This window comes from Ruegeria sp. AN11 (assembly GCF_056536005.1).
In genome coordinates, this window is record NZ_JBQFJD010000001.1 from 112,595 (window position 1) to 132,451 (window position 19,857).

At 59.4% G+C, this 19,857-nt stretch carries 17 protein-coding genes; 10 read left to right on the forward strand and 7 right to left on the reverse strand.

Annotated elements, in window-relative coordinates; translation table 11 throughout:
* Nucleotides 1-112: 112 nt before the first annotated feature.
* The 5 genes from ACR3EQ_RS00605 (at nt 113) to ACR3EQ_RS00625 (ending at nt 6,261) form a co-directional block, all read left to right on the forward strand.
* Nucleotides 113-1,684 carry a Re/Si-specific NAD(P)(+) transhydrogenase subunit alpha gene (locus ACR3EQ_RS00605; protein WP_170615301.1) on the forward strand — a complete coding sequence of 524 codons (1,572 nt, stop codon included), beginning with the start codon at nt 113-115 and terminating at the stop codon, nt 1,682-1,684.
* Nucleotides 1,685-1,697: 13 nt separating this feature from the next.
* On the forward strand, nt 1,698-3,152 hold the full coding sequence (locus tag ACR3EQ_RS00610) for an NAD(P)(+) transhydrogenase (Re/Si-specific) subunit beta (protein ID WP_170615302.1): 1,455 nt from the start codon (nt 1,698-1,700) through the stop codon (nt 3,150-3,152).
* Between the two features lie 160 nt (nt 3,153-3,312).
* On the forward strand, nt 3,313-3,669 hold the full coding sequence (locus ACR3EQ_RS00615) for a VOC family protein (protein ID WP_170615303.1): 357 nt from the start codon (nt 3,313-3,315) through the stop codon (nt 3,667-3,669).
* 106 nt (nt 3,670-3,775) lie between these two features.
* Nucleotides 3,776-5,053 carry a DUF3422 domain-containing protein gene (locus ACR3EQ_RS00620; RefSeq protein ID WP_170615304.1) on the forward strand — a complete coding sequence of 426 codons (1,278 nt, stop codon included), beginning with the start codon at nt 3,776-3,778 and terminating at the stop codon, nt 5,051-5,053.
* 71 nt (nt 5,054-5,124) lie between these two features.
* Complete coding sequence (locus ACR3EQ_RS00625) at nt 5,125-6,261, forward strand: MFS transporter (protein ID WP_480489556.1); 1,137 nt, start codon at nt 5,125-5,127, stop codon at nt 6,259-6,261.
* A 6-nt stretch (nt 6,262-6,267) separates the two neighbouring features.
* On the opposite strand, the gene ACR3EQ_RS00630 is transcribed toward ACR3EQ_RS00625, so the two are convergent.
* The 3 genes from ACR3EQ_RS00630 to ACR3EQ_RS00640 form a co-directional block, all read right to left on the reverse strand.
* Complete coding sequence (locus ACR3EQ_RS00630) at nt 6,268-7,248, reverse strand: ABC transporter permease (RefSeq protein WP_170615305.1); 981 nt, start codon at nt 7,246-7,248, stop codon at nt 6,268-6,270.
* Nucleotides 7,241-8,248, reverse strand: coding sequence for an ABC transporter permease (locus ACR3EQ_RS00635; protein ID WP_170615306.1), 1,008 nt, complete (start codon nt 8,246-8,248; stop codon nt 7,241-7,243). Before ACR3EQ_RS00635 ends, ACR3EQ_RS00630 begins: the two co-directional genes overlap by 8 nt.
* A gap of 94 nt (nt 8,249-8,342) precedes the next feature.
* On the reverse strand, nt 8,343-10,049 hold the full coding sequence (locus tag ACR3EQ_RS00640; RefSeq protein WP_170615308.1) for a peptide ABC transporter substrate-binding protein: 1,707 nt from the start codon (nt 10,047-10,049) through the stop codon (nt 8,343-8,345).
* A gap of 285 nt (nt 10,050-10,334) precedes the next feature.
* Here ACR3EQ_RS00640 and ACR3EQ_RS00645 point away from each other — a divergent pair, with 285 nt between their 5' ends.
* The 4 genes from ACR3EQ_RS00645 to ACR3EQ_RS00660 are packed head-to-tail and all read left to right on the forward strand — an operon-like array spanning nt 10,335 to nt 15,727.
* The gene (locus ACR3EQ_RS00645) at nt 10,335-12,155 is read left to right on the forward strand and encodes an ABC transporter ATP-binding protein (RefSeq protein ID WP_480489557.1); all 1,821 of its coding nucleotides are present in this window, start codon (nt 10,335-10,337) and stop codon (nt 12,153-12,155) included.
* A 5-nt stretch (nt 12,156-12,160) separates the two neighbouring features.
* On the forward strand, nt 12,161-13,327 hold the full coding sequence (argE, locus tag ACR3EQ_RS00650; RefSeq protein ID WP_170615312.1) for an acetylornithine deacetylase: 1,167 nt from the start codon (nt 12,161-12,163) through the stop codon (nt 13,325-13,327).
* Between the two features lie 51 nt (nt 13,328-13,378).
* The gene (locus ACR3EQ_RS00655) at nt 13,379-14,545 is read left to right on the forward strand and encodes a M20 aminoacylase family protein (protein ID WP_170615314.1); all 1,167 of its coding nucleotides are present in this window, start codon (nt 13,379-13,381) and stop codon (nt 14,543-14,545) included.
* A gap of 18 nt (nt 14,546-14,563) precedes the next feature.
* On the forward strand, nt 14,564-15,727 hold the full coding sequence (locus ACR3EQ_RS00660; protein WP_170677864.1) for a M20 aminoacylase family protein: 1,164 nt from the start codon (nt 14,564-14,566) through the stop codon (nt 15,725-15,727).
* Between the two features lie 94 nt (nt 15,728-15,821).
* On the opposite strand, the gene ACR3EQ_RS00665 is transcribed toward ACR3EQ_RS00660, so the two are convergent.
* Together ACR3EQ_RS00665 and moaA are read right to left on the reverse strand one after the other, a co-directional pair.
* Nucleotides 15,822-17,117, reverse strand: coding sequence for a 3-deoxy-D-manno-octulosonic acid transferase (locus ACR3EQ_RS00665; RefSeq protein ID WP_170615318.1), 1,296 nt, complete (start codon nt 17,115-17,117; stop codon nt 15,822-15,824).
* A 1-nt stretch (nt 17,118) separates the two neighbouring features.
* Nucleotides 17,119-18,126 (reverse strand): GTP 3',8-cyclase MoaA, encoded by a 1,008-nt coding sequence (gene moaA, locus ACR3EQ_RS00670; RefSeq protein WP_170817066.1) that lies wholly within the window; start codon nt 18,124-18,126, stop codon nt 17,119-17,121.
* Between the two features lie 90 nt (nt 18,127-18,216).
* On the opposite strand from moaA, the gene ACR3EQ_RS00675 reads away from it, so the two are divergent.
* Nucleotides 18,217-18,633 carry a hypothetical protein gene (locus tag ACR3EQ_RS00675; protein ID WP_170615322.1) on the forward strand — a complete coding sequence of 139 codons (417 nt, stop codon included), beginning with the start codon at nt 18,217-18,219 and terminating at the stop codon, nt 18,631-18,633.
* Here ACR3EQ_RS00675 and ACR3EQ_RS00680 read toward each other — a convergent pair.
* Nucleotides 18,621-19,307, reverse strand: coding sequence for a DNA alkylation repair protein (locus ACR3EQ_RS00680; protein ID WP_170615324.1), 687 nt, complete (start codon nt 19,305-19,307; stop codon nt 18,621-18,623). The two genes, ACR3EQ_RS00675 and ACR3EQ_RS00680, sit on opposite strands and share 13 nt — an antisense overlap.
* Nucleotides 19,297-19,857, reverse strand: coding sequence for a pyridoxamine 5'-phosphate oxidase family protein (locus tag ACR3EQ_RS00685; RefSeq protein ID WP_170615326.1), 561 nt, complete (start codon nt 19,855-19,857; stop codon nt 19,297-19,299). Before ACR3EQ_RS00685 ends, ACR3EQ_RS00680 begins: the two co-directional genes overlap by 11 nt.

Genomic DNA, 19,857 nt, shown 5'->3' on the forward strand with positions numbered 1-19,857 from the left:
CAACGTCAAAAATGCTGCGCTTGCGAAATAATGTTGCGCAGGATACATGTTTGCTTATCAAACAATACCGACCACCTGCTCGGATTGAGTCAAAATTAGGGGGATAGCACCGGTGAAAATAGGCACACCGAAGGAAAGACTGGACGGAGAGAACCGGGTTGCGATGACGCCGGACTCTGCCGTGCAATTGCAGAAGCTGGGCTATGAGTGCCTGATCGAGAAGGGCGCGGGCGCCGCTGCCGGGTTCTCGGATGCGGCCTATGAGGCTGCGGGTGTCGAGGTGGTCAAGACTGCGGCGGCGCTATGGAAGGCGGCCGATATTGTCGCCAAGGTGCGCCAACCGACCGATGTGGAATTGAAGCGGCTGACCAAGGGCAAGACGCTGATCTCGTTCTTCAACCCTGCGGGCAACGAAGAAGGCATGGAACTGGCCAAATCCAAGGGCGCAAACGTGATCGCCATGGAAATGGTTCCGCGTATTTCGCGCGCGCAGAAGATGGACGCATTGTCGTCGATGGCCAATATCGCGGGTTACCGCGCCGTGATCGAGGCGGGCAACAACTTTGGTCGCTTTTTCACCGGTCAGGTGACGGCGGCGGGTAAAGTGCCGCCTGCAAAGGTGCTGATCGTTGGCGCCGGTGTGGCCGGTCTGGCGGCCATCGGGACCTCGACCTCGCTGGGCGCGATCACCTATGCGTTCGACGTGCGCCCGGAAGTGGCCGAGCAGGTCGAGTCCATGGGTGCTGAATTCGTCTATCTGGACTTTGAAGAAGACCAACAAGACGGCGCGGCCACCGGTGGCTATGCTTCGGTCCAGTCCGAAGAGTTCCGCAATGCGCAGTTGGCCAAATTCCGTGAACTTGCGCCGGAAATGGACATCGTCATCACCACCGCGCTGATCCCGAACCGCGAAGCGCCCGAGCTTTGGACCAAAGACATGGTCGAAAGCATGAAGCCCGGCTCGGTCATTGTCGATCTGGCGGCGGAAAAGGGCGGCAACTGCAAGCTGACCGTGGCGGACGAGAAGATCGTGACCGACAATGGCGTGACCATCATCGGCTACACCGACTTCCCCAGCCGGATGGCAGCACAGTCCTCGTCTTTGTATGCGACCAACATCCGTCACATGATGACCGACCTGACGCCCGAAAAGGACGGTCAGATTAATCATGACATGGAAGATGACGTGATTCGCGGCTCGACTGTGACATTCGAGGGCGAGATTACCTTCCCGCCGCCGCCGCCCAAAGTGCAGGCGATTGCGGCGCAGAAGAAACCGGAAGTCAAGGAACTGACCCCGGAAGAGAAGAAGGCGCAGGAGATTGCGGCCTTCAAGGCGCAGACCAAGCAGCAGTTTACCCTGTTGGGTGTGGGCGGCGCGCTGATGTTGCTGGTGGGGCTGATCGCTCCGGCCAGTTTCATGCAGCACTTCATCGTCTTTGTGCTGGCGATCTTTGTGGGCTTCCAGGTGATCTGGAATGTTTCGCACAGCTTGCACACTCCGCTGATGGCGATCACCAACGCGATCTCGTCGATCATCATCGTTGGGGCCTTGATGCAGATCGGATCAGGATCGTTCCTGGTCATTCTGCTGGCGGCGCTGTCCGTCTTCATGGCCGGGATCAACATCTTCGGTGGCTTCCTCGTAACCCGGCGCATGCTTGCCATGTTCCAGAAATCTTAAGGAGGCCGGGCACATGGAATTTGGCTTCACTACTGCTGCCTATGTCGTTGCGGCTGTTTTGTTCATCCTTTCGCTCGGCGGTCTGTCGAACCAGGAAAGCGCCAAGCGCGCGGTCTGGTATGGCATCGTCGGTATGGCGCTGGCGGTCTTCGCCACGCTGGTTGGTCCCGGTTCGGGACTGTGGCTGCTGTCGCTGCTGCTGATAGCCGGTGGTGGTTTCATCGGCCAGTACGTGGCGCAGCGCGTGCAGATGACCGAGATGCCGCAGCTTGTCGCGGCTATGCACTCGCTGGTGGGTCTGGCGGCTGTGTTCGTCGGCTTCAACGCTCATTTCGAAATCGGTAACGTGGCGCAGGTGATGGCGATTGCCGACAGTGCGTCTCAGGCGGATCTTTCCGATCTGGGCGCATTTGCCAAGCTGATCGCCAAGAAGACCGCGGCGGAACTGGCAATCCTGCATGTCGAATTGTACCTCGGCATCTTCATCGGTGCGATTACCTTTACCGGTTCGGTTGTCGCCTATGGCAAGCTGGCGGGTAAGGTGACGAGCGCCGCAACCAAACTGCCCGGCGGTCATGCGCTGAACGCGGCGGCTGCCGGTCTCTCGCTGATCTGCCTGATCTGGTACACCTCGTCGGGTGGCCTGTTCCCGCTGATCCTGATGACGCTGGCGGCGCTGTTCATCGGTTACCACCTGATCATGGGCATCGGAGGCGCTGACATGCCGGTGGTTGTGTCGATGCTGAACAGCTACTCGGGCTGGGCCGCTGCGGCGATCGGCTTCTCGCTGGGCAACGACCTGCTGATCGTGGTCGGTGCGCTGGTGGGCTCGTCCGGTGCGATCCTGTCCTATATCATGTGTAAGGCGATGAACCGTCACTTTGTCAGCGTAATCCTGGGCGGTTTTGGCGGTCCTCAGGGCGAGCAGATGGCTGTTGAAGGCGAGCAGGTGGCGATTGACGCAGATGGCGTTGCGGCCGCGCTGAACGACGCTGACAGCGTGATCATCATCCCGGGTTACGGGATGGCCGTGGCGCAGGCGCAGCAGTCCGTTTCCGAACTGGTCCGCAAGCTGCGCGCCAAGGGCAAAGAGGTGCGTTTTGCGATCCACCCCGTAGCCGGTCGTCTGCCGGGCCATATGAACGTTCTGCTGGCCGAAGCGAAAGTGCCGTATGATATTGTTCTGGAAATGGACGAGATCAACGATGACTTCCCGGATACGGATGTGGCCATCGTGATCGGCTCGAACGACATCGTGAACCCTGCGGCGCAGGAGGATCCCAACAGCCCCATCGCCGGTATGCCGGTTCTGGAATGCTGGAAGGCCAAGCAGGTGTTCGTGTCCAAGCGTGGTCAGGGTACTGGCTATTCGGGTATCGAAAACCCGCTGTTCTTCAAGGAAAACACCCGCATGTTCTATGGCGACGCCAAGGCGAGCCTGGACAAGCTGCTGCCCATGATCGACTGATCGGCAGGCTGTATCAAAATTGCAAAGGGCGCCAGACGGCGCCCTTTTCTTTTTTTGTATGCAGGGGGCTTTGCCTCCTGACCTCCATGATATTTTTGGTCAGATGAAGCAGGCGGGGCGTGCTAGGCTGGGCGGGCCAGGTTGTTGACAGGAGGCGTTGATGGAAAAGGTGAACGGCATCGGCGGTGTGTTTTTCCGCGCGCGTAATCCGAAAGCGCTGTCCGCGTGGTACGAGACCCATCTGGGGGTCAATCACTACGATCCTGTCCCCTGGAAACAGCGCGAGGGGCACACGGTGTTTGCGCCTTTCGATCAGAAGACCGAATATTTCGGCCGGTCAGAGCAACAGTGGATGATCAACTTCCGCGTCGATGATCTGGCAGCGTTAATCGCTCAGCTTGAGGCAGCAGGCATCCAGGTCGAAACCCGCGATGAGTGGGACAGTGAGGTCGGGAAGTTCGCTCGTATTTGCGACCCTGAAGGCAATCCGATCGAGCTCTGGCAGCCAAATCAATAGGATAGCGCCACTGTATGCGAAGGTATTCATGTAAGTATATGAAATAAAACAATAATTGATGTATTTTGAATGCGGGGTATAGTGGCCCGGAGTCAGGGAGCTAACAATGACGCCCATCCAGGATCATCCGCTGCGCTATGCGCTGGCCAATGAATTGCACGCGCGCCCGTTTCCGGTGGCGAAAACGCCCTGTACGGTGGTGTTTCTGGCCATCAAGAAGCCCGTTGCGGCGGCAGCGCGGGATCGTGATGAAGATGTTGCGCATCTGACGGATCTGCTGAACCGCCACGGGGCACCGCATCCGCAGCCCGGGGCCACGCATTATGCCGGACAGATCGGGCGCCACTGGCTCAAATGGGAACAGCACGCTGAATTCGTCACGTATACGGCCATTGCGCAGAATGTCAGTGACCGCCCGTTCAATCCGGCGGACTTCGAAATTTTTCCGCCCGACTGGCTGATGGCAAGCCCCGGTCAGCGCGTAACCTCGGCGATGCTGCGGGTGGTGGAATGCAAAGATGATGACTCCGTGAAGCCGATGCTTGCGGATTGGTTCGAACCGGAAAGCCTGGCGGTGGCCCGCGTTTTGGATGACGCCGCCATTTGCGCCAGCGATTTTCGCATCGACCCGGCGGGTCATATGCGCTTTGCCGTTTTTGTCCGTGACGGGACCAATCAGCGCCGGACTGGCCGTATCATTCAGCGTCTGTGTGAAATCGAGACCTATAAGGCAATGTCCATGCTGGGCTTTGCACGGGTGAAACAGCTGATGCCGCGCATAGGCGAACTGGACGGGAAGCTGACGGAGTTGATGAGGCAGATGACTGTCAGTTCGTCCAAGCCGGATGAGTTGTTGCCGCAACTGCTGTCCACGTCGATCGAACTGGAAACCCTGTCGGCCCAATCCTCTTTCCGCTTTGGAGCGTCGGGCGCCTATGAAGCCATCGTCAACCAACGGATCGAAATCCTGCGTGAGGAACGGTTCGAGGGCGGCCAGTCTTTTGCCGATTTCATGATGCGCCGCTATGACCCGGCTATGCGCACCGTAAAGTCGGCCGAGCGCCGCCTGCAAGCCTTGTCGGACCGGGCTATCCGCGCCGGCGACCTGCTGCGGACACGGGTGGATGTGGAACGAAGTGCGCAGAACCAGGCGCTGCTGGAAAGCATGGATCGTCGCGCGGATCTGGCCTTGCGACTTCAGCACACGGTAGAAGGTTTGTCGGTTGTTGCAATCAGCTATTATGCGGTGTCTTTGGTCAGCTATCTTTTGTATCCGCTGACGAGCGCGGGCATCAGCAAGGGGATGCTGACGGCCGCCGTGACATTGCCGGTTGTCGCAGGCGTTTGGGTCGGTGTTCGCCATATCCGCAAGCGGCTGTCCTAGATCACGTTTGCCAAAATCCATCAGGCCTGTAGAACGGGGCTGGCAGGTTTGCCCGGCAAGAGGGGTTTTTCGTGATCGGAATTGTGGTCGCATGGCGCGCCGTCGCGGCCATGTTCATCCTGAACGGTGCCTTGTTCGGCATCTGGGCATCGCGCATCCCCGCGGTGCGTGACAGGCTGGAGCTGACGCACGAGGCGTTGGGTTATGGCTTGCTGTTCATGGCGGCAGGGGCGGTGTGTTCATTTCCAGTGACGGGGCGTCTGACCGACCGTTTCGGAGCTGTCGTTATCACGCGTGTGATTGCCGTTCTCTACACGCTTTCGCTGATCCTTCTGGCTCTGGCAGGCGGTTTCTGGGCGCTGGCTGTGTTTCTGTTCATCTTTGGGGCATTCCACGGGTCGATGGACGTGGCGATGAACGCCTGGGCGGCCGAGGTAGAGCAGGCTTATGATAAACCCGTCATGTCCTCGTTTCACGCGATGTGGAGCCTTGGGGCCGGGCTGGGGGCGCTCAGCGGTTACATGGCGGTCCAGATGGGGCTGACCGTGATCACTCATTTCCTGCTGGCAGGTGGGATTGTCGTGGGCTTTGCGCTTGCCCTGTCATGGGTGCGCTGGACGTCAAAACTGTCGGAGAGCGCGGGCGGCGCCGTTTTTGCATGGCCGTCCGGTGCTTTGGTTCTTGTTGGAATTGCGGCCTTGTGTGGTGCGTTGGGCGAGGGAGCGGTCGCGGACTGGAGCGCGGTCTACCTGCGCGATGTCACGGAAGCGACCGAAGGTGTTGCGGCGTTGGGTTATGCGGTGTTTTCGGTCGCGATGGTTGCGCTCAGACTGGCGGGTGGTGTGTTCATAGCCCGGTTCGGGCCGGTCAGCATCGCAAGATTCGGAGGTGTCTGTGCGGCCATCGGGGTGTTTTGCGTGGTATCCGCTGCGGCGACCTCGCTGGCTTTGTTCGGCTTTGCTTTGATGGGGATCGGTTATGCCGTCATCATGCCCTTGGCATTCAGCCGCGCCGCGAATGACCCGCTGGTGCCCCCCGGACAGGCAATTGCCAGTGTTGCAACGCTTGGATATGGCGGGTTGCTGATCGGGCCGCCATTGATCGGGTTTCTGGCCGAATTGTTTGGCCTGAGAATGGCGTTTTCGGTGCTGATACCGCTGGCGGTACTGATCGTCGTGTTGGCCGGCGCGCTGAAACGCGCCGGCTGACTTGGTTCAACGTCCGCGAATACGCGGGTCCAGAGCGTCGCGCAGACCGTCACCCAGATAGTTGACGCTTAGCACCGTCAGCGAGATCGCAAGACCGGGCCAGAACACGCGTTCGGGGTATTGCTGCAGATAGTCGACACCGTCAAACAGCAACCGGCCCCAGGTCGGGAAGTCCGGCGGAAAGCCCAGGCCCAGGAAGGACAGTGCGCTTTCGGTGATGATCGCGGTGGCGATGCCCAGCGTGGCGGAGACCATGATCGGGGACAGCACATTGGGCAGGATGTGCCGCGTGATGATCTGTCCGTTGCTTGTCCCGATCGAGCGCGCGGCCAGAACGAACTCCCGCTCCTTGATCGCCAGAACATCTCCGCGCACGATCCGTGCGGTCGGCATCCACGACGTGACGCCGATTGCGGCGACGATCAGGATGAAAATCCCGCGCTCCAGCCCGAATGCCGCTGACAGCGGTTCTCGGAACAGCAGCATCATGACTAGAAGCAATGGCAGCAGGGGCAGGGCCAGGAACAGATCGGTCAGGCGCATCAACGGCCCGTCCAGCTGTTTGAAGAACCCGGCCAGAACGCCGATGAAAGATCCCAGGAACAACGCCAGCAACATCGCGGTGATGCCCACGGAGACCGAGGTTTGCCCGCCTGACATCATACGGGCCAGAATGTCACGGCCCAACTGGTCCGTTCCAAACGGATGCGACCAGCTTGGCCCCTGATTGCGGGACCGGATGTCGATCTGTGTCGGGTCGATGCTCCACAGATAAGGACCAATGTAGACGCCGGCCACGATGAAGATAAACAGGACGGCCCCGATCATCGCGCCCTTGTGGGTCTTGAACTGATCCCAGACATCGCGCCACTGACTGCGGGGCGGGGTGGCCAGTTCCTCCAGCACGTCTGCCGTTGGCAGGGCGGTCGAGGCCGGGGCAAGCCCTTCGTCCGGAACCAGAGAATCCGTGCGATCATGATCAGTCATAGCGAATCCTCGGGTCCAGAATGCCATACAGGACGTCTGCGATCAGGTTGAACAGCACGATCAGGACGGCGAAGATGAAGGTCAGGGTCTGCACCATCGGCAGGTCATTGGCCTGAATGGCCCCGATCAGCAACTGGCCGATGCCGTTCACCTTGAAGACCTGCTCGGTAATGATGGCGCCGCCGAAGATGGCCGGAATGCCCAGAGCAATCACGGTGACAACTGGAATCATCGAGTTGCGCAGCACGTGGACCATCACGACGGTGTATTCGCTGAGGCCCTTGGCGCGGGCGGTGCGGACGTAGTCCTGATTGAGGTTATCCAGCATCGAGGCGCGCATGAACCGGCTGAGTTGTGCGGTGATCTGAAGCGCCAGAACCATGACAGGCATGATCATCTGCTTCAGCTGCACGACAAAACTGTCCCAGCTATCGACCACATGTGTTGTGTCATAGATTGACGGGAACCAGCCAAGTTGGACTGAGAAGATCACGATCACCAGCACGCCCGAGAAGAAGGGCGGGACCGAGAAGCCGACCATCGACACGAATGTGCCCATCTGATCGAACCAGGAATACTGGCGGTATGCGGAATAGATGCCGATGGGCAGCGCGATAAGGATGGCGACCACATAAGCGGTGCCGACGACCCACAGGGTCTGCGGGATACGCTGAACGACGATGTCCATGACGGGCGAGCGGGTCTGCCACGAAATCACACGCAGATCGCCTTCGGAGAAGGTCGTGCCGAACATCGAGTCGATCAGCACCTGCGGTTCAATCCAGAAGAACTGCACGATCCATTTCCAGAACCGGATATGCATCGGCTGCCCGAGGCCAAGCGCCTCGCGCATCTTCTCTTTGACTTCGGGGGGGACGGTAAGCGGAACCTGCGCCATGGGATCGCCGGGTGCGAGTTCAAGCAGCAGGAAGATGACGAGACTGATGAACAGGAGCGTCGGAACGGCCAGAATCAGTCGTCTGATGGTGAAGTTGAGCATCAAAAGGCGCCTTTATTGTGCGTCTTCTTGTTGGAGTGGTGTGCAAATGACCGCGCCCCGATACAGATCGGGGCGCAGCTTTGCAACTTGATGTTTAGGATCCGGTCTTGCGGTACCAGTCTGCTGCATTCCACAGCTCGCTGTCCCAAACATTCAGGATCACGCCACCCAGGGTGTTTGCGTGCGCCGACAGACGGCCACGGTGCACCAGCGGGATCATACCGCCGTTTTCAACCATGATGTCGTTCAGACGACGGGCGATTTTCGCACGCTCTTCCGCACCGGCGGTTTCGGCCAGCTGACCATGCAGCTTGTCGAATTCTTCGTTGCAGAAGCGGCTGATGTTTTCACCCTGCCACTGCGATTCCGGCTTGGGAGCCTTGTCGCACAAGCCGTTGCCCAGATAGGACTGCGGGTCGGTGCCGTTGAAGGTGTTGGCGTACATTTCAACGTCCGCATAGAACTTCTGGAAGGTGTCGGGCGAGCCCGGGTCACCGCCGAAGAAGACCGACGCGTTGATGTTGCGCAGCTCAGTTTCGATACCGATCTGGCTCCACCATTCCTTGATCAGCGCCTGGAAGTCCTGACGGACGGCGTTGGTCGAGGTCTGGTAGACGATCTTCAGCGGAACGCCGTCTTTTTCACGCACGCCGTCGCCATCAGAGTCTACGATACCCGCGTCATCCAGCAGTTTCTTCGCACCTTCGATGTCCTGCGTGTCACAGGAAAAGGTGTCCGAATTCACGGCAGCCGGGGCCGGAACCCAGTTACAGGTGACCTGACCGGCCTGACCATAGCCGATTTCCACCAGCAGCGGACGGTCGATTGCCAGAGACATCGCCTTGTAAACCGCAGGATCCTGCAGGAACGGGTGCGGATGCGCAGCAGTCGAACGCTCGCCTTCCGGCAGATCGGGCGACGGGTTGGTCTGGTTCAGCATGATGCGCTCGACCAGCGGGCCGAAGCCTGCGACCGGAGTGCCCTTGCCGCCTTCCTGCATCTGCTGGATCACCTCGGGTGCCAGCTGCAGGTTCCAGGCATAGTCAAACTCGCCGGTTTCCATCACCGCGCGGCCCGCCGCAGTTGCGTCACCGCCACCTTTGAAGGTCAGCGTCGCAAAGGCAGGTTTTGCCGGATCACGGTAGTTGTCGTTGGCCTTCATGGTGATCACGTCGTTCGGCTTGAACTCGGTGACGACAAACGGGCCGGTGCCGATCGGGTTAAAGTTCTGCTCGGTGCATTCGGGGGCTTTCGCGCCCAGGCAGTCGGCAAACTGTGCGGCCTGAATGATCGGGCTTTCGCCGCCGACAAACGGACCATAGGGGAACGGGGTCGGTGCATCGAACGTGACCTTTACGGTCAGATCGTCCACGGCTTCGACCGATGTGACGCCTTCGAATTTGGTCACCTGCGCGCAGCCACCTTCGGGGTGCATGCAGTAGTCAGCGGTGAATTTCACGTCCGCAGAAGTAAACGGACTACCATCCGACCAGGTGATTCCCGGTGCGATTTTCCAGGTGATCGAGGTCAGATCTTCGCTGACACCGCCGTTTTCAACGGTTGGAATTTCCGATGCCAGATAAGGCACCATGTTGCCGTCCTGGTCGTAGCGGGCGAGCGGTTCGATCACCAGCGAGGCCGACTCCACATCCTTGGTGCCACCTGAAAGGAACGGGTTCAGGATCGACGGTGCCTGCCAGTAAATGATGCTGACATTGCCGTCCGATCCGCGCTCGGCAAAGGCCATCGGGGCCATCGCTGTGCTTGCAATCGCACCAAGCAAAAGGGTTTTGATTTTCATCATACACTCCATGTTGGACACATTCGTGTCTCGATTATCTCCGCAAGGCCTGCGGGTTTGGCGTTGCCGTGTGGGATTGTAAGGCGCTGAAAAGAAACATGTATGCAAGCCACGCTTCGCGAATTCCGCCATCTCCCAAAAACGGTTACGCGGCGTATCGAAACAGAGTTTTGGAAAATTGCAAGCCTTGCCTTAAGGAAAACCTGCAATGCGTTTGACTTTTCCCTTCCTGCCGCCTTAGCGTTTGGCATTCAAAAATAACAAGCCGCCAAGGGGAGCGTGCGCGTGCTGGATCAGCCTATTGCCCAGATCAAGAATCTCAGGGTCGAATTTCAGACCAAGGATGGTCCGGTGGTCGGGGTCGAAGATGTCTCGTTTTCGGTCAATCCCGGCGAAACCGTATGTATCGTTGGTGAATCGGGGTCGGGGAAATCGGTCTCGTCTCTGTCGTTAATGCGGTTGGTGGAATTCGGCGGCGGTGAGATCGCGGGTGGGCAACTGCTGTTTGACCGGCGCGACAAGACCGAAATGGACCTGTCTGGGGCCGATCAGAATCTGATGAAACAGATTCGCGGCAACGAGATCGGAATGATCTTTCAGGAGCCGATGACAGCGCTGAACCCCGTTTTTACCGTCGGCCGGCAGTTGACCGAAGGGTTGCGGATCCACAAGAACCTGTCCAAATCGCAGGCCGAGGACCGCGCGCTGGAACTGCTGCGTCAGGTCCGCATTCCAGAACCCGAACGGCGACTGAAGCAATACCCGCACGAATTGTCCGGCGGCATGCGCCAGCGGGTGGTGATCGCCATGGCCATGGCCTGTGAGCCGCGCCTGCTGATCGCGGATGAACCCACCACAGCGCTGGACGTGACAATTCAGGCCGAGATCCTCGCACTGATGGACCGGCTCAAGCGGGAAACCGGCACGGCGGTGATGTTCATCACGCATGACATGGCGGTTGTGGCACAGATGGCCGACCGCGTCGTGGTCATGTTCCGCGGCAACAAGGTCGAAGAGGGCACGGTCCAGGAGATCTTTGAGAATCCGCAGCACGACTACACCAAGGCGCTGCTGGCCGCTGTTCCGAAACTGGGCGAAATGCAGGGAAAATCGGCTCCGGAACCGATGAAGCTGCTGGGTGTCGAAGGGCAGAACATCGCGCCAATCCCCGGCACTGAAGAAGTTCTGCTGTCCGTCAAGAACCTGACCACCCGGTTCCCCGTCAAGGGGGGGCTGCTGCGTCGCACGATTTCCAATGTGCACGCGGTCGAAGACGTTTCGTTCACCCTGAACAAGGGCCAGACGCTGAGCCTTGTGGGCGAATCAGGGTGCGGCAAATCTTCGGCGGGTCGGTCGATCCTGCGGCTGGTCGAGCCGATGGCAGGTGAGGTCAATCTGGATGGCCTTGATATCATGAAACTGGATTCTGCGGGTCTGCGCAAAGCGCGGCTGGATATGCAGATGATCTTTCAGGACCCGTTCGCCTCGCTCAATCCGCAGATGCAGCTGATCGATCAGGTGGCCGAACCGATGCGCAACTACGGTGTCGCGTCCGGCTCGGAGTTGCAGGACCGTGTGGCGCAACTGTTCGACAAGGTACAGTTGCCGCGCAGCTTCATGCGTCGTTTCCCGCACGAGATGTCGGGTGGTCAGCGGCAGCGGATCGCGATTGCCCGAGCGCTGGCGCTGAACCCCAAACTGATCGTCGCGGACGAGGCGGTATCGGCGCTTGACGTATCGGTCCAGGCGCAGGTTCTGAACCTGATGATGGAGCTTCAGTCGGAACTTGGCCTCAGCTATCTGTTCATCAGCCACGACATGGCCGTGGTCGAGCGGGTCAGCCACCATGTCGGCGTCATGTATCTGGGCCGCATTGTCGAACTTGGCCCGCGTGCCCGGGTGTTCGAGAACCCGCAGCACGCCTATACTCAGGCGCTGATGAAGGCTGTTCCGATTGCCGATCCGAACCAGCGGAAATCGGAAAAGGATCTGAATTTCAAGCCGATCCCGTCGCCAATTCATCCAATCGGCTATAAACCCGAACCTTCAGAATACCGCGAGGTCGAGCCGAGTCACTTCGTCCTAACCACGGATAGCGGTTACTGATCCCCATGCCGCACCGCCTGACGCCGCTTGAGATCATGACGCGCCTGATCTCGTTCCCGACGGTGAGCCGTGAGACCAACCTGCCTCTGGTGGACTGGGTCGAAGCCTACTTGGCCAGCCACGGCATCACGTCGCATCGCTGGCCCGATCCGAACCAGCCACACAAAGCCGCCCTACTGGCCCATGTCGGCCCCTGGCAGGAAGGGGCGGTTGTCCTGTCCGGCCATACCGATGTCGTGCCCGTTGACGGGCAGCCATGGGACAGCGACCCGTTCACTGTTGTTGAAAGAGACGGCAAATATTTCGGGCGCGGAGCCTGCGACATGAAGGGCTTTGACGCACTGGCCATCTGGGCTTTGGTCGAGGCGCAATACGCGGATCTCAAACGACCTCTGCAACTGGCGCTGAGCTTTGATGAGGAGGTTGGCTGCACCGGAGCCCCGCCGATGATCGAAGCCATGCAGGAGGTTCTGCCCAAGGGATCCGCCGTGATCGTGGGCGAGCCGTCGATGATGCAGGCCGTCACGGGCCACAAGGGCAGCTTCGGGTATGATACACATGTTGTCGGGTTTGAGGTCCACAGCTCGATCATGCATACCGGGGTCAACGCGATCATGTCGGCGGCGCCGCTGATCGATTGGGCCAACGATCGTAATGCCGAGAACATGGCAGCCGAACCGAGTGATGTCGCCGCGATATTCGACCCGCCCTGGACCACCTGCCATGTCGGGATGATCGAAGGGGGAACAGCGCATAATATCACTGCCAAGGACTGCCGGTTCATGATGGACTTCCGAGTGGTGCCCGGTGAACAGGCATCGCACTGGAGAACGGACTATCTGAAGCAGGTGCGGCAGATCGAAGCCCGGATGCAGCAGGTCCACCCGGAAGCGCGCATCGACGTGGCCGAGGATTTTGCAGTACCGGCGCTGGTGCCCGAACCTGATGGAGAGGCCGAGGCCTTGGTGCGATCCCTGACGGGGGACAATGCCTCGCATGTTGTCAGCTACGGGACTGAAGCGGGGCAGTTTCAGGAAGCGGGCTATTCAGCGGTTATTTGCGGCCCCGGCGATATTGCAGAGGCCCATCAGCCGAACGAGTTCATAACGATTGCACAGTTCAATGAAGGTCACAGATTTATGGAGCGGCTGGTAAACAAGCTCGGCGCCTGAGATTTGTGGCCATTTGGTCGATATTGAAACTCTTGTCACAGGAGGATGAAAATGCCCGTCAAAAACAGGCTAGCCGAAATGCATGGCGAGATCACCAAATGGCGCCGCCATCTGCATGCCAATCCAGAATTGATGTATGACGTCCACGAAACGGCCGCCTTTGTAACAGAGCGCCTGAAAGCGTTTGGCGTAGATGAGATTACGCCCGGTATCGGCAAAACAGGCGTTGTTGGCGTGATCCGGGGGCGGACCGACACGAAGGGTCGTGTCGTGGGTCTGCGCGCCGATATGGATGCGCTGCCCATCGAAGAGGCAACCGGGCTCGACTATGCCTCGATCGTGCCGGGCAAGATGCATGCCTGCGGGCATGACGGCCATACCTCGATGCTGCTGGGGGCGGCACAGTATCTGGCTGAGACCCGGAATTTTGATGGGACCGTTGTTCTGATTTTCCAGCCCGCCGAAGAAGGCGGCGCGGGCGGATTGGCGATGTGTCAGGATGGCCTGATGGAACGATGGGGCATTCAGGAAGTATACGGCATGCACAATATGCCGGGTCTTCCGGTGGGAGAGTTCGCCATTCGACCTGGTGCCTTGCTGGCCTCGTCCGACGAGTTCGAGATTGTTGTGATGGGCAAGGGCGGGCACGCCGCCGCGCCGCATGATGCGGTGGACACAACACTTGTCGCATCTCATATAGTCGTGGCTTTGCAGTCGGTTGTGTCGCGCACCGTCGATCCGATCAAGCGTGTGGTGCTGACGGTCGGTACCTTCGTGACTGATAGCGTTGCGTCAAACGTGATCGCGCACACGGTGCGGCTGCAGGGCACGGTGCGAACGCTGGATCCCGAGTATCGCGCCATCGCGGAAGAGCGGGTGCGCCGGATCGCCGAGGACACGGCCTCGGCCTTTGGTGCAACGGCAAAAGTGATCTGGACGCCGGGGTACCCGGCGACTGTCAATACCGATGCGGAAACAGGCTATGCTGCCGAAGCTGCGGCGGCTGTTGCCGGCAAGGTGAATGATAGCGTCGATCCGATCATGCCGTCGGAAGATTTCGCCTACATGCTTGAAGAACGGCCGGGCGCCTACATCTTTGTTGGCAATGGGGACACCGCCATGTGCCACCATCCTGAATATAACTTTGATGACGAAGCCATACCCGCGGGCTGCAGTTGGTACGCGGAAGTGGTGGAACGACGAATGCCTGTCGCATGACACACAGGGGAGAATGACATGCCTATCAAGAACCGCCTTGCCGAGATGCAGGAAGAAATCACCGCTTGGCGACGGGATCTTCATGAAAATCCGGAAATACTGTTCGAAACGCATCGCACCAGCGCGGTGGTCGCCGACAAGCTGAAGGAATTCGGCTGTGACGAGATTGTAACCGGCATCGGGCGAACCGGCGTTGTTGGCGTGATCAAGGGCAAGTCGGATACCAAAGGCAAGGTCATCGGACTTCGGGCGGATATGGATGCGCTACCGATCCATGAGGCGACCGGGCTGGACTATGCATCGAAAACTCCGGGTGCCATGCATGCCTGTGGCCATGACGGGCATACGGCGATGTTGTTGGGGGCCGCAAAATATCTGGCTGAAACCCGCAATTTCGATGGAACGGTTGTGGTCATCTTCCAACCTGCCGAAGAAGGCGGCGGCGGCGGGCGCGAGATGTGCGAAGATGGCATGATGGATCGCTGGAATATTCAGGAAGTCTATGGAATGCACAACTGGCCTGGTAAGCCCGTAGGGTCGTTTGCGATCCGTCCGGGTGCGTTCTTTGCAGCTACTGACCAGTTCGACATCACGTTCGAAGGCCTTGGCGGCCACGCGGCCAAACCACATGAAACTGTTGATACGACCGTCCTGGCCGCCAATGCAGTTTTGGCGTTGCAGACCATCGCTTCGCGTAATGCCGATCCGGTCGATCAGATTGTGGTATCCGTAACCTCGTTCGAAACCTCCTCCAAGGCTTTCAACGTGATCCCTCAGACGGTTCAGATCAAGGGAACCGTGCGCACCATGAGCAATGCTATGCGGGATCTGGCTGAGCGACGGATCAACGAAATCTGCAACGGCGTTGCCGCGACTTACGGTGGGACCGCTGATGTGACCTATATCCGAGGCTATCCGGTCATGGTGAACAGCGACGAGCAGACCGATTTTGCGGCGGACGTGGCGCGTTCAGTCTCAGGCGCTTGCGAGGAGGCACCTCTGGTCATGGGCGGCGAGGATTTTGCCTTTATGCTGGAAGAACGTCCGGGCGCTTATATTCTGGTTGGCAACGGCGACACGGCGATGGTGCATCACCCGCAATACAACTTCAATGATGAGGCCATTCCGGCAGGATGCAGTTGGTGGGCCGAGATTGTCGAGCAAAGGATGCCGGCCGCCTGACGGCAAAGGCGATGGGGGCTCTGCCCCCGTCGCGCCCATGGCGCGCCTCCCCCGGGATATTTTTAGCCAGATGAAGCGTGGACCCCGCGGGCGATCACGTGAGAGAAAGATACTTGCAGAGTGTATCTGTGACGTCGTCCAGCGCCGATTTTTGAGTGTTCACGCAGGATTTGACGGCGCTTTGGGCTTCCGCTAATGCCACTTTGTCGCTCAGCCAAGTGGTAACGGCCGTGGCAAGGTCTTGTGCTGTCCGCACCTCGATTGTGCCGCCACTTTCGATCAGAGGCGCAAATGTTTCGGCAAAGTTGAAATACCCCGGCCCGGTAATGACGGCCGCGCCGGCCTGTGCCGGTTCAAACGGATTGTGACCGCCGATTTCCTTGAGCGAGCCGCCCAAAAATACGATCGGACACAAGGCATACCATGTTCCGGTTTCGCCGAGGGTATCGGCGACGTAGACCTGCGTGTCTGCCGTGATCGGCATGTCGGCAGAGCGCAGCGACATGGAAAAGCCGGCCTGCTGGATCAATGCGCCGAAATCTGCGCGCCGTTCAGGATGGCGGGGGATCAGCAGGAGTAGCAGGTCGGGCCAGCTTTCCAGCAATTGCGCGTGGGCCGCCAGCACGATTTCCTCTTCTCCGGCATGGGTGGAACTGGCGATCCAGACCGGCCGCCCGGCAATCTGGCTGCGGATGCTGGTCAGCGTTTCCTTGTTCACGGGCAGGGGGTCGGACATCGACTTGAGGTTGGTCCCGGGCTTGACCCGGTCAGCTTGGGCCCCCATGGCCAGCAGGTTGGCCGCCGCCTTGTCGTTCTGGGTCAAAAACAAGCGAAACTGTTCAAGGATGAACCGTGCTGTTCGCGGACGCTTTTTCCAGCCAGCGACCGATTTATCCGACAGTCGGGCATTGAGCAGGGCAAGCGGCATTCCCAGGTGCGAGGCCTCGACAATCAGGTGCGGCCAGATTTCGCTTTCGACGAAGATCCCGGCATCGGGCTTCCAATGGGCCAGAAACCGTCTGACGGGGCCGCCTGTGTCCAGCGGCGGGTACTGGTGGCGCGTTCTGGGCGGAAGCCGCTTTTCGATAAGGGCCGCCGAGGTCGGAGTGCCGGATGTGATCAGGAAATGCGCATCTGGCAGCTTCTCCGCCAGCCGATTGATCAGGCTGAGAACGGACAGGCTTTCTCCGACGCTGGCGGCGTGAAACCAGACCAGGCGGCCATCTGGACGGGGCTGGCTTGCGTGGCCGAGGCGTTCCTGTTGCCGTGCCTGGGGAACCCCTGCAGCCTGCAGCTTGTTGCGCACGGTACGCCAGACAAGCGGTGCGGCAATTGAGGTCAGGCCGCAATACAATCGATAAAGCAGTGTCTGGCCGTTCCGGCGCGGCATGTCAGCCGCCTGTGTGGCTCATGTGGCGGCTCATCCGGCCATCTACCGCCTGACGGGAATAGTCGAAATCATGCCCCTTGGGTTTGAGGTTGATCGCAGCGCGGATCGCGTCTTCGAGCGGTTGTTCCGTATCCGGATGATCCCGCAGCGGATCGCGCAGATCGGCCATGTCTTCCTGGCCCAGGCACATGTACAGCTCGCCCGTACAGGTCAGCCGCACGCGGTTGCAGCTTTCGCAGAAATTGTGGCTGAGCGGCGTGATGAAGCCGATCTTCTGCCCCGTTTCCTCGAGCCGGACGTAGCGCGCAGGGCCGCCGGTCCGCTCGGCCAGATCGGTGACCCGGTATTGGTTTTCGTATTCGGCCCGTACATCCTTGAGTGACCAGTACTGATCCAGACGATCTTCGTTGCCGATGTCCCCCATCGGCATGACCTCGATCCAGGTCAGGTCCATGTCACGCTCGGTGCACCATTGCGTGATGCGCGGCAGTTCTTCCTCGTTGAAGCCTTTCAGAGCCACGGCATTGATCTTGATCCGCAATCCGGCTTTTTGTGCGGCATCAATGCCGTTCAGCACTTGTTTCAGGCGTCCCCAACGGGTGATGCGGGCGAATTTGTCGTCATCCAGCGTATCCAGCGACACGTTGATCCTGCGCACGCCCGCGGCATACAGATCCTCGGAAAAACGGTTTAGCTGTGATCCGTTGGTTGTCAGTGTCAGCTCTTTCAGCGCGCCGCTGTCCAGATGCCGGGTCATGGCGTTGAAAAAGCTCATGATGTTACGGCGCACCAGTGGTTCCCCGCCGGTTATGCGCAGCTTTTCGACGCCCAGCCGGACAAATGTCGAACACATGCGATCCAGCTCCTCGAGAGTCAGCAGGTCCTTCTTGGGCAGGAACGTCATGTTTTCGGACATGCAATAGACGCAGCGGAAATCGCAGCGATCCGTGACGGAAACACGGAGATAGGTGATGGCGCGCGCAAACGGGTCGATAAGAGGAGCTGTCATGCGACATAGGTAAAGCTGCGGCCTGCCCGCGACAAGGGTGAAGTTTCCTTTGCGCTGGCATAGATGGGCACAGATCGATAGGTTGTGGCCATGAGATATGCGGTTTTGGTGTTTTGCGCTTTGCTGGCGGGATGTGACGCGGTTCGGTCAACGACGGACCGGGTTTTTGGCGGTGGCGATGGCGCTGCCGAACAGGATGCTGCGACTGCCGGGGACGCGGTCGAACCGGAACCTGTTGCGGCCACTGCGGCTGGTTGGATCGGCGCCAGAACGACCGTCGCCGCGCTGGGTGATCCCACGACGCCGGGACGCTGGATGGAAACCCCTTTGGTCGAGACCGAGTTTACGGGCCGTGTTCTGGTCCCAAGTACGGGGGCGCAGGCCTATATTGCGCTGGTTCCGGCACCGGGACCTGAAAGCGGGGGCAGCCGTCTGTCGCTGGATGCAATGCGGGCACTTTTGTTGCCGCTCGACGCTCTGGTCGAACTTGAAGTCTATTCCAACTGATCTTTCAGGTATTTTCCGGCCTCGCGGCGGGCAAACGGCTTCATCTGGCTGCCATGCGCGGACAGAAACGCAATGACGCGGGACGGATCGTGTTTGGACAGTTCGCGCAGCCACCAGGCGACAGATTTCTGAATGAACCAGTCACGATCGGGAACATAACCCGCAGCCCAACCCAGAATACGGTCGCGGCGTTGCAGATCGTCGGGTTTGGGGTGGTTTTGCTTGGTCCAGGGCAGGGTGGCGACCAGAGCAGCCCTGCGGGTCCACATGTGGTCTGAGGTGGTCCAGAGCTCCACCTGATCCAGCCGTTCGGGGTCTGCTGTAAGGCGCTTTTGCATTGCCATGCAGGCGTGATCGGCCACCGCCCAGGCGTCAAAATCCGGCAACCAGCTGTGCAGCAGTTCCCAGACCGCCTGATCTGGCCGGATACGGGCCTGCGTCAGCAGTTTGGCAGCAGCAAGACGAGCCTCGTGAATGTTGCTCTGCCACAGAGCGTCCGCCACTTCTACGCGATCAGAAACATCCAGCTCTTGCCGCCACGACTTGGTGAGGTCGTTCAAAACCGGATTGGCAACCCCCAGATAAGGACGCTCGACCTTGTGATAGGCCGCAATCTGGTCTGCGCGCTCGGGGTCGGCATGAGCCTTGATCTGGTTGAGATAGCTATCCGGCATCGCCGCCCTTTTCCAAGGCACGGGTGGGGTGGCCGTCAATCGTGGAGTGGTTCTTGTCGACCCAATAGGCACGGATGTCCTCGTCGGATTTTCCGTCGACCCACTTTTGCATCGTGTCGCGGTCCGATTGGAATTCCATGAACGGAACCGCGTAGCCACAGGATGTTTGCACCATGTCGAGGCTGAGGTCATAGATCTGCCGCGCGCTGCGATGAGTGGGGAACAGGGCGGCCAGTTCGTCCCAGCCATCGTCGCCGACGTGCAGGGTATGTGCAGTGCCATAGGTGCGCAGGATCAGCGGGCGCGTGGTGAAGGAACACCACATCAGCGTCATGCGATTGGTCTGCAGCAAATGACCGGCGGTTTCGTTGCCACTGCCGGTCAGGTTCATCCAGACGATCCGGTTGGGCCCAAGAACACGTAATGAATCCATGCCCTTGGGCGAGATATTGACGCGACCTTCAGGCCCTGCGGTGCCAACGAAGAACATGTGCTGGTCTTCGATGAACTTGCGTTGGGCGGCGTCCAGTTCCGGGAATTGTTTGGACAT

Excerpts from the sequence above, each read along its gene's own strand:
- ACR3EQ_RS00660 (WP_170677864.1), top strand. The coding sequence starts at position 14,564 with ATGCCTATCAAGAACCGCCTTGCCGAGATGCAGGAAGAAATCACCGCT.
- argE (WP_170615312.1), top strand. The coding sequence starts at position 12,161 with ATGCCGCACCGCCTGACGCCGCTTGAGATCATGACGCGCCTGATCTCG.
- ACR3EQ_RS00685 (WP_170615326.1), bottom strand. The coding sequence starts at position 19,857 with ATGTCCAAACAATTCCCGGAACTGGACGCCGCCCAACGCAAGTTCATC.
- ACR3EQ_RS00680 (WP_170615324.1), bottom strand. The coding sequence starts at position 19,307 with ATGCCGGATAGCTATCTCAACCAGATCAAGGCTCATGCCGACCCCGAG.
- ACR3EQ_RS00620 (WP_170615304.1), top strand. The coding sequence starts at position 3,776 with ATGACGCCCATCCAGGATCATCCGCTGCGCTATGCGCTGGCCAATGAA.
- ACR3EQ_RS00630 (WP_170615305.1), bottom strand. The coding sequence starts at position 7,248 with ATGACTGATCATGATCGCACGGATTCTCTGGTTCCGGACGAAGGGCTT.
- ACR3EQ_RS00640 (WP_170615308.1), bottom strand. The coding sequence starts at position 10,049 with ATGAAAATCAAAACCCTTTTGCTTGGTGCGATTGCAAGCACAGCGATG.
- ACR3EQ_RS00665 (WP_170615318.1), bottom strand. The coding sequence starts at position 17,117 with ATGCCGCGCCGGAACGGCCAGACACTGCTTTATCGATTGTATTGCGGC.
- ACR3EQ_RS00610 (WP_170615302.1), top strand. The coding sequence starts at position 1,698 with ATGGAATTTGGCTTCACTACTGCTGCCTATGTCGTTGCGGCTGTTTTG.
- ACR3EQ_RS00635 (WP_170615306.1), bottom strand. The coding sequence starts at position 8,248 with ATGCTCAACTTCACCATCAGACGACTGATTCTGGCCGTTCCGACGCTC.
- moaA (WP_170817066.1), bottom strand. The coding sequence starts at position 18,126 with ATGACAGCTCCTCTTATCGACCCGTTTGCGCGCGCCATCACCTATCTC.
- ACR3EQ_RS00655 (WP_170615314.1), top strand. The coding sequence starts at position 13,379 with ATGCCCGTCAAAAACAGGCTAGCCGAAATGCATGGCGAGATCACCAAA.
- ACR3EQ_RS00675 (WP_170615322.1), top strand. The coding sequence starts at position 18,217 with ATGAGATATGCGGTTTTGGTGTTTTGCGCTTTGCTGGCGGGATGTGAC.
- ACR3EQ_RS00615 (WP_170615303.1), top strand. The coding sequence starts at position 3,313 with ATGGAAAAGGTGAACGGCATCGGCGGTGTGTTTTTCCGCGCGCGTAAT.